We start from the raw sequence: 435 nt of genomic DNA, 5'->3' as shown, positions 1-435 counted from the left end.
ACGCTGGACGAAATGCAGATCGGTTTCGTCGTACTGCACGCAGTAGTCGCGATCCGGGCACGGCTGGCTGAGTTGGAAGCTGTAGGCGTTGCCCTTGATGCCGTGCTCGTCGAGGATCAGCGCGATGATTTTCGGCGCCGACATCTGCTGGTAGATGCGCTGGTTGGTGCGGTGATGCAGGTATTGCAGCTGCGGCACCAGCGAAACCTTGTAGCGGGTCAGGCGCTTGCCGGCATCGCCCTGGGCGACGCGGTAAATCTGGCCGTGGATGCCCGAGCCCTGCGGATCGAGGGCAAGGAAGGCCTGTTTGTGCAGGAGTTTTTCCAGGTCCAGATCGGGGTTTTCGCTGACCAGTTCCAGGTCGAAACGGAACGGCTGGCTGATGCCTTCGGTGCCGGTGAACGACAGGACTTGCAGGTCGCCCACGTAGTCTTC

Annotated in this window: 1 protein-coding gene; it reads right to left on the bottom strand. The window is 61.1% G+C overall.

Annotated features, from left to right (window positions below):
- The coding region (locus tag C1X29_RS28205) for a contractile injection system protein, VgrG/Pvc8 family (protein WP_256584413.1) at positions 1-435 on the bottom strand (435 nt) is incomplete at both ends.

This window comes from Pseudomonas sp. GW456-12-10-14-LB2 (assembly GCF_002884345.1).
Lineage (GTDB): Bacteria > Pseudomonadota > Gammaproteobacteria > Pseudomonadales > Pseudomonadaceae > Aquipseudomonas > Aquipseudomonas paraglycinae.
The sequence above is the reverse complement of the archived record's forward strand: the minus strand, read 5'-3'. Positions and strand labels throughout refer to the sequence as shown.